Origin of the sequence: Pseudomonas amygdali, assembly GCF_002699855.1 — a bacterium.
Taxonomy (GTDB): domain Bacteria; phylum Pseudomonadota; class Gammaproteobacteria; order Pseudomonadales; family Pseudomonadaceae; genus Aquipseudomonas; species Aquipseudomonas amygdali.
In genome coordinates this window covers 1-8,720 of sequence record NZ_LKBW01000082.1, presented here as the reverse complement: position 1 = coordinate 8,720, position 8,720 = coordinate 1, and the positions used below count along the sequence as shown (strand labels likewise).

The following is an 8,720-nucleotide window of genomic DNA, read 5'->3' as shown; positions in this document are numbered from 1 at the left end:
CACAATATTCTTTCACGGCTGCGAGTTTTGCCTGCACTGTATATTTACCCATGACGCCTCCAAAGGTTGCGTCCAACCTTCGGGGGTCATACCAGTTGCGAGCCTCCAGGAGGCCGGCCTGGAGCCCCGTTCCTTCACCGGAACCGTGGCGGCGCGGGTGCAAAGCGATCTTGGTTTTCGGGTGTCCGGCAAGGTGCTGGAGCGGTTTGTCGATACCGGGCAGGCCGTCAAGCGCGGTCAACCGTTGATGCGTATCGACCCAGCCGACCTGAAGCTCGCTGCCAACGCCCAACGCGAAGCAGTGAATGCGGCCAGAGCCCAGGCAAAGCAGGCCGCAGACGAAGAGATACGTTACCGAAGCCTGCGCAGCAGTGGCGCCATTTCAGCGTCAAGCTACGACCAGATCAAGTCGACGGCGGAGTCGGCCAAGGCTCGACTCAGTGCAGCCGAAGCGCAGGCAGAAGTTGCTCTCAATGCAACTCGCTACGCAGACCTTGTGGCGGATGCCGACGGCATTGTCATGGAAACCCTCGTTGAGCCCGGACAGGTCGTCAGTGCAGGGCAAGCCGTGGTACGGGTGGCACACGCCGGACCGCGTGAAGCGGTTATTCAACTTCCGGAAAACCTGCGCCCCCGTATCGGTTCTACCGCCCAGGCCACGCTGTTCGGCAATCAGGACCTCAACGCCACAACACGGTTGCGACAGCTGTCGGACGTTGCGGACCGTCAGACTCGCACCTTTGAAGCTCGCTGGATACTCGAGGGCGAGATGGCAAATGCCCCACTGGGCACCACCATCACCGTGAAAATCCCCAGCGCAGATAGCGCCGGGCAAAGCACGTTGCGGGTGCCAATCGGCGCGCTGTATGACGCAGGCAAGGGACCGGGCATCTGGGTCATTCAAGGGGAGCCAGCACAGGTTTACTGGACGCCAGTAGTGGTTCAGCAGCTTGATGACGAGCAAGCCCGCATCAGTACGCAGCTCAAGCCAGGCACACGAATAGTCGCACTTGGCGCGCACCTTCTGCACGAAGGCCAGCCAGTAAGAGTGACCGCTCAAGCGGCCTTGGCACAGAGCGCGCGCCCATGAGTAATGATCGTTTCAATCTGTCAGCGCTGGCCGTCCGCGAGCGCTCGATTACCCTGTTCCTTGTTTGCCTGATTTCGCTGGCCGGGATCATTGCATTTTTCAAACTGGGCCGGGCCGAAGACCCGGCATTTACAGTCAAGGTAATGACCGTGGTGTCCGTCTGGCCGGGAGCAACCGCCCAGGAGATGCAGGATCAGGTGGCGGAGAAGATCGAAAAACGCCTTCAGGAGCTGCGCTGGTACGACCGCGCTGAAACCTACACCAGACCGGGCATGGCATTCACAACCCTGACTCTGCTCGACAGCACGCCGCCGTCGCAAGTGCCGGATGAGTTTTACCAGGCGCGCAAGAAAATCGGTGACGAGGCCATGACCCTTCCGTCCGGGGTTATCGGGCCGATGGTCAACGACGAGTATTCGGACGTCACCTTCGCGCTGTTCGCGCTGAAGGCCAAAGGCGAGCCGCAACGCGTACTGGCGCGTGACGCCGAATCGCTGCGCCAGCGCTTGCTGCATGTGCCGAGAGTGAAGAAGGTCAATATAGTGGGCGAGCAGCCCGAGCGAGTCTACGTCGAGTTCTCTCACGAGCGACTGGCAACGCTGGGTATCAGCCCTCAAACGGTATTTGCCGCGCTGAACGACCAGAACGCGCTGACCGCCGCGGGTTCGGTCGAAACCCGAGGACCGCAGGTATTTATCAGGCTCGACGGCGCTTTCGATGAGCTGCAGAAAATTCGCGATACGCCTGTTGTGGCACAGGGCCGGACATTGAAGCTGGCGGACATTGCCACAGTAAAACGCGGTTACGAAGATCCGGCGACGTTCATGATTCGCAACGGCGGCGAGCCTGCGCTGCTGCTGGGGATTGTCATGCGCGATGGCTGGAACGGGCTGGACCTGGGAAAGGCACTGGACCAGGAAGTGGGCGCGATCAACGCCGAACTGCCACTGGGCATGAGCCTGAGCAAGGTCACGGATCAGGCCGTCAATATCAGTTCGGCGGTCGATGAGTTCATGATCAAGTTCTTCGTCGCACTGCTGGTAGTCATGCTGGTCTGTTTTATCAGCATGGGCTGGCGTGTCGGTGTGGTGGTTGCTGCCGCCGTCCCGCTGACCCTGGCGGTGGTCTTCGTGATCATGGCCATGAGCGGCAAGAATTTCGACCGGATCACGCTGGGCTCGCTGATCCTGGCACTCGGGCTGCTGGTAGATGATGCGATCATCGCCATCGAAATGATGGTGGTGAAGATGGAAGAAGGATACGACCGCGTCGCTGCCTCTGCGTATGCCTGGAGCCACACCGCCGCGCCGATGTTATCCGGCACGCTGGTCACCGCCGTCGGCTTCATGCCCAACGGCTTCGCGCGCTCCACGGCAGGCGAATACACCAGCAACATGTTCTGGATCGTCGGTATCGCGCTGATTGCCTCGTGGGTGGTCGCCGTGTTTTTCACCCCGTATCTGGGCGTCAAATTGTTGCCTGATGTGAAGCAGATCGAAGGTGGACATCAGGCGCTTTACAACACGCCGCGCTACAACCGCTTCCGTCGGATTCTGGCGCGCGTCATTGCAGGCAAATGGCTGGTAGCAGGCTCGGTCATCGGGCTCTTTGTGCTGGCCGTGCTGGGCATGGGACTGGTCAAGAAACAGTTCTTTCCAGTGTCCGATCGTCCTGAAGTATTGATCGAACTGCAGATGCCTTATGGCACCTCGATTTCTCAAACCAGTGCGGCTGCTGCAAAAGTGGAAAGCTGGCTGGCTGAACAGGCGGAAGCCGGGATCGTTACCGCCTACATTGGTCAGGGTGCGCCACGCTTCTACATGGCGATGGGGCCGGAATTGCCTGATCCGTCATTTGCCAAGATCGTGGTACGTACCGACAGCCAGGAACAGCGTGAAACGCTGAAACACCGATTGCGCCTGGCTATTTCCGAGGGACTGGCTGCAGAAGCGCGGGTAAGGGTCACGCAACTGGTCTTCGGCCCCTATTCGCCCTACCCCCTCGCTTACCGTATTGCCGGACGCGACCCGGAAACACTGCGCAGCATTGCGGCGCAGGTGCAACAGGTTCTGAACGCCAGCCCGATGATGCGCACCGTCAATACCGACTGGGGCACACGTACTCCGGCGCTGCATTTCACTTTGCAACAGGACCGTATGCAGGCCATGGGGCTGAGTTCCAGTCAGGTGGCTCAGCAACTGCAGTTTCTCCTGACAGGTCTGCCCGTTACGGCAGTGCGCGAGGATATTCGCACCGTGCAGGTGGTTGTACGCTCCGCTGGCGACACCCGACTTGATCCGGCAAGGATAATGGACTTCACCCTCACCGGCGTCGACGGGCAACGTGTTCCGCTGTCGCAGATTGGTACCGTTGATGTGCGTATGGAGGAACCGGTGATGCGACGGCGCGACCGCACGCCGACCATCACTGTGCGGGGCGACATAGCCGACGGCCTGCAACCACCGGATGTGTCGGCAGCCATAACCCGACAGTTACAGCCAATTATCGACAAGCTGCCCAGCGGTTACCGGATCGAGCAGTCAGGTTCAATCGAGGAGTCCGGCAAGGCCATGACAGCGATGTTGCCATTGTTTCCGATCATGCTGGCGGTCACGCTGATCATTCTGATTCTTCAGGTGCGTTCGATATCCGCCATGGTCATGGTCTTCCTGACCAGTCCGCTGGGGCTGATCGGTGTGGTGCCTACGCTGATCCTCTTTCAGCAGCCATTCGGCATCAATGCACTGGTCGGGCTGATCGCACTGTCCGGCATTCTGATGCGCAATACGCTGATTCTGATTGGCCAGATACACCACAACGAGCAGGAGGGGCTCGACCCGTTTCAAGCGGTGGTCGAGGCTACCGTACAACGTGCGCGCCCCGTGATACTGACGGCGCTGGCCGCCATTCTGGCCTTTATCCCGCTCACCCATTCGGTATTCTGGGGCACGCTGGCCTACACGCTGATCGGCGGCACCTTTGCGGGCACGGTGCTGACCCTGGTGTTTCTGCCAGCCATGTACTCGATCTGGTTCAGGATCAGGCCGGATGGCAGCGAGAGACGACTGGAGACACAGCCTGCCTGAATTCAGTCAGTCGGAAAATGCAGACGCCCTAAAGGTGTATAAGGCGCAGGATCAATAATGGGCTCGCGGTTCAGCAGCAGGTCAGTGATCAACTGGCAGGAAGCCGGGGCCAGCACCAGGCCGTTGCGGTAATGACCGCAGTTGAGCCACAGGCCATCAAACCCGGCCAAGGGCCCGATGAACGGAATGCCCTCGGGCGAGCCGGGACGCAGGCCTGCCCATTGGGCGACAGGCTCAGCGTTGGCCAGCTCCGGAAGCAATTCGATGGCCGACGCTTTGAGGCTTTCCAGCGCGGCATGCGTGGTGGTCTTGTCGAAACCTTCATGCTCCAGGGTGCTACCGATGAGTATGTGGCCGTCACGGCGCGGGATCGCGTAGCGCCCTTTGGCCAGCACCATGCTCGATAGAAAGTCCGACGCACACTTGTAGAGAATCATCTGGCCTTTTACCGGCTCGACTGGCAGTTCCAGACTCAGGGTCTTGAGCAGTTCACCGCTCCACGCGCCCGCTGCCAGAATCACCCGATCCCCGGTTACATCGCCTGAAGGCGTGCTCACGCCCGAAACCCTGCTGCCCTCGCGCACAAAACCGCTGACTTCGCACTGCTCGCGAATCTCGACATTGGGCATCGCCAGCAAGGCAGCCTTGAGCGACTTGACCAGCCGGGGATTGCGCACGTTGGCCACATCGGCCATGTAGATGGCCCGCGAATAGCCCTCCCCCAGAACCGGCACGGCATCATTCACCGCCGAGATATCGACACTGGTCAATGAGCGTTTCTCGCGCACCGCCCATTCAAGCGCGGCCTGTTCGTCGTCAAGGTCGAGCCAGTACAGGCCTGTCTTGTGAACCTCGGGATCGATGCCGGTCTGTGCGAGCAACCGCTCGGCGAGATGCGGGTAGAAGTCCTGCGACCAGTGCGCCAGCGCGGTGACTGCCGGGCTGTAGCGCCACGGGTAAAGCGGCGAAACAATCCCGCCGCCCGCCCAGGAAGACTCTTGCCCGACACCCGAGCGATCAAGCAAAACGACGCTGACCTGCTCGGAGGCGAGATTGAAGGCGGTCAGCAGACCTATGACGCCACCGCCGACAATGACTGTTTTTTGCTTGGACATCTAGGTCTCGGGACAAGAAAAACGGTTTTAGCGGCCCCAGCAGTCTTTGGTGGTCACGCCCGAGGTAGCGCCAGTGTTGCTGCGCGCACCGGTGTTGGTGATCACGAAACTGCCGCACTTGTCACCGGCCATCAGCGTGCCGGCTATGGGTGTAGCCGTCAGGGTGAAGTCGGTGGCGTTGAGGACCGGATTAATCGTGTAGTACGCATTGCTGGCAACCACACCCTTGTAATCAGCATAAGTTCCCTTTTGCGAATAGAAGCGCTCCAGCGCCTGGGTTTGCTCGGATAGCAGGCTGGCAATCGCCGACCGCTGGGTACGCTTCACGTACTCGGTGTAACTGGGGTACGCGATGGCCGCCAGAATACCGACAATCGCCACGACGATCATGAGTTCGATCAACGTAAAGCCCCTGGATGTCGCTCGCATGTCTAGTTTCCCTATTGGATTTGTCGCCACATGATGCGTTGGAAGACGTTGGCACTGCCGCCCTTCTCATTAAGCTTGGTGGGCTCGCCGCCGCTGGAGTCAATCACGTACTTGTTATCGTTGGCCCCATTGGTACCGGCAACGATAGAAGCCACTACCGGGATACCGGTACCGATACCGAGACCGCCAATGATCAAATCCGAAGAGTTGATATCGCCGTCATTGTTGGTATCCAGTACCTGGTAATTAAGCATGCTGCCAGTCGCGGCGTTCAGCTCGAACAAGCGCCCGGTCCCGGTACTTTCGCAGGGATCGGTAGAGTTGACTGCCGCCGTGGTGAAGATGATACGACCGCGTGAGGTTTGTGCCGGATAGATAATCCGTTCGCCGACATAAGGAGCCGTGGTTGCCAACGGCAGGTACCAGCCTTTCTTGGTGCCCCAATCCACATCATTGGAAGTCGTGGTGTAATACGTATTGCCACTTCCGACCACCGTCCCATTGATGGCCTGGGGCTGCAGATTGGCCTCAACGATGTTGCCTGATCCATTATCGCCATCCCAGATGGCATAGAAATCTTGCAACGCGCTGGTTTGCTTGTCCGTGGTTTCGCTGAATTTACCGGTGCCGAAATACACAATCTTGCCGTTGAGGGGATGGTCCAGCAACAACGGCTGAACGGTAATCGACTGACTGGCTCCCTGAGGTGCAGTGAACAGGGGTGAGCCATTGAAAGCTACTTTCCAGCTGGATGCTGCGGCCCCGCTCATGTCGAACTTCCACAGGCGGCCCTTGAGATCGCCCGCATAGGCTACTTGAACGACATTCTGCGAATTGACCCGAAGTTTCACCGAAGACAACCCGTTATCCGTTTCGCTGCCAGTGACCGGAGTCGGAATTTCGGCAATGAACTGTCCGGTGTTGGCGTTGAGTACATACAGGGACGCCCTCCCGGTAAAACTGCCGTAACCGTTGCCCACAACAACGATCCCGGTGCCATCGGCCATACGTGCTACATCCGGCTTGGAGTAGGTGTATCCAAGGTTGTTGAACTTGTTGTTGGTGTCTGAAGTGTCGGGAGCCTTGACTTCCCACAATGCCCCGATGCTGTCTGCCGAACCTTCGAAAAGCTTGATCGCAAAAAAAGCCTTGCCGCCAGCGCCCAGCCCGGAATACGCCACCGTGCGCCATACACTCCCTGCGGATGCCTGCGTATCGAAGACTGCAATCTGACCATCCACCGTGAAACGGTGAACGCCGGAACCGTAGGAAGAGGATGAAATGGTCGCCAATGAACTCAGAGACGTGGACGGCATATACGCGTATTTACGCGCACCAGAGCTGGCGTCGATCACATTGAAGAAACCATCGTTGGCGTTGGCCAGCAGACTGGAACTCATGTTGCTGGACTTGCCAGACAGGTAAGTGGTGTACGTGGTGTCTCCGAGCAGGTCAGAAGCCGTTTTCTCTGTCGGCAGCCCTGCGCCCAGTGATGAATTGACGATATCGCCCAGGAGCATGGTACGGGTACGAAGCTTGGCATTGGCCGTGCCCTTGGCCCAGGCAATAACTTCCGCGCCGGTCACTCCGGTCGGCAATGTTGCCGTGAAAGCATCACGCTGAGCCTGCGTGAAATTCAGAAAATCCAGAGTGATTTTCGTCGGTGTCGCCGCTGTGCTCCATGACTCGAACACAGGCGCCTTGGTGCTGCTGGTGATCGTGGTATCGGTGGACCAGACAGGGGCGCTCAGCGCTCCTGTCGTAGCGTCCAGATTGTAAGCCTTGATCGTGCCATGCCAGTCCGTCGGGTCATAAAGCGTCTGGTAGAAGCGGCTGCCCGCCTGAAGGGTGGACGAGTTTGCCACGCCACCGCCGCCCGAACCGGCCTTGGCATAGATATCGCTCAATGCGAGGTTCAAGGCGTTGTTCAAACCGGCGCTGTCATTGGTCTGGAAATACTTGCCGTGCCCATGGTTATTGTCAGCAGCGTCTATCAGCATCTGGTTGGCGGCTGTGAAACCAATGGTGTAGGTAGTCATGTTCTGTTGAGAGAAGCCGTCTGTGTCCCAACTTTTCTTGGTCAGGTCAGTGGCAGGTGTACTGCTCGCTCTTCGCATGTCGATGTCATAGGCGAACTTGGCGAGGTCGTCCAGATAAAGCGTATCGCCCTCACCATCACCATTAAGATTGGCCCCGTCATTGGCCGCATTCAAGTCCCAATTGGGCAGTGAGCGTGAGGTATTGAGTACATCCTCCGGATCGTTGGTCGGGAACGTCCGATCGTATGTCGGCAAGCCGTCAGTGATCACCACGCCAAAGTTTTTCTGGCACCGGTACTGTATAGGGCTGGTGTAGGTCGTCGGTGCCCCGCTATAACCGTAATACGGGGTCATGCCCCGAAAGTAGCGGGTTATCTCATAATACGTTTCGGCCAACGGCGTATTGGAGTCGCCTCGCAGTGCATTGATGGCCGCATTGAGGGCAGTGACATTATCGTTTGCATCAGCCTGACTGACACCGCCGTTGTTGTAAGGGTTACTGGCGACAGGGGACAGGTCTGCAACAGGTCTGGAAATCTTCCCTCCACGCCCGGGATCAGCGTTGGTCGGCGGGTTGAACCCGGCCAGACCGATTCTCAGGGATTTGTTGTTGGCAACAAGGATCAATGAAACGTTGCGCGCGACATTGATACGGTAATCGTTGGGAATGATGTTATTGACGGTGAAGTCTTTGGTAGTTGTGTTGGCGGCCCGCGTCAAGTCAACCAGATAAGAGAGGTAATCTGCAGTGTAGCGAGTGGTGCTCTCGTTGTCGGCCGGATCGGGCAATTTCAGGCAGTAACCCACGTTGTCACGCGCAACGTAAGTGTAGTCGCTTCTGCACGTGTAAGGCCCGGCAGAGTCCAGCGAGAGCGTGTCGTCGCCCTGAATGGAGAGAGACTGTCAGAAATTTTGTGTTCGGGCATAACATGTAGCTAGAGGTGCATGTATGCCGACCAAA

The 8,720-nt window shown here is 58.4% G+C and carries 4 protein-coding genes and 1 pseudogene; 2 read left to right on the top strand and 3 right to left on the bottom strand.

Features of this window, described 5'->3' with window-relative positions:
• Positions 1 to 40 precede the first annotated feature (40 nt).
• Complete coding sequence (locus tag AO277_RS08280; protein ID WP_371411872.1) at positions 41 to 1,090, top strand: efflux RND transporter periplasmic adaptor subunit; 1,050 nt, start codon at positions 41 to 43, stop codon at positions 1,088 to 1,090.
• Positions 1,087 to 4,176: an efflux RND transporter permease subunit gene (locus tag AO277_RS08275; RefSeq protein ID WP_044319917.1), complete on the top strand. Its 3,090-nt coding sequence runs from the start codon at positions 1,087 to 1,089 to the stop codon at positions 4,174 to 4,176. The genes AO277_RS08280 and AO277_RS08275 overlap by 4 nt, the downstream gene beginning before the upstream one ends.
• Before the next feature lie 2 nt (positions 4,177 to 4,178).
• On the opposite strand, the gene thiO is transcribed toward AO277_RS08275, so the two are convergent.
• From thiO to AO277_RS08260, 3 genes and pseudogenes are all read right to left on the bottom strand, one after another.
• Complete coding sequence (thiO, locus tag AO277_RS08270) at positions 4,179 to 5,291, bottom strand: glycine oxidase ThiO (protein WP_044319918.1); 1,113 nt, start codon at positions 5,289 to 5,291, stop codon at positions 4,179 to 4,181.
• Between the two features lie 27 nt (positions 5,292 to 5,318).
• The gene (locus tag AO277_RS08265; RefSeq protein WP_002551989.1) at positions 5,319 to 5,720 is read right to left on the bottom strand and encodes a type IV pilin protein; all 402 of its coding nucleotides are present in this window, start codon (positions 5,718 to 5,720) and stop codon (positions 5,319 to 5,321) included.
• A gap of 11 nt (positions 5,721 to 5,731) precedes the next feature.
• Positions 5,732 to 8,653, bottom strand: a pseudogene (locus tag AO277_RS08260) (pilus assembly protein); the annotation flags it as partial.
• Between the last annotated feature and the right edge of the window lie 67 nt (positions 8,654 to 8,720).

Excerpts from the sequence above, each read along its gene's own strand:
- AO277_RS08265 (WP_002551989.1), bottom strand. The coding sequence starts at position 5,720 with ATGCGAGCGACATCCAGGGGCTTTACGTTGATCGAACTCATGATCGTC.
- AO277_RS08275 (WP_044319917.1), top strand. The coding sequence starts at position 1,087 with ATGAGTAATGATCGTTTCAATCTGTCAGCGCTGGCCGTCCGCGAGCGC.
- thiO (WP_044319918.1), bottom strand. The coding sequence starts at position 5,291 with ATGTCCAAGCAAAAAACAGTCATTGTCGGCGGTGGCGTCATAGGTCTG.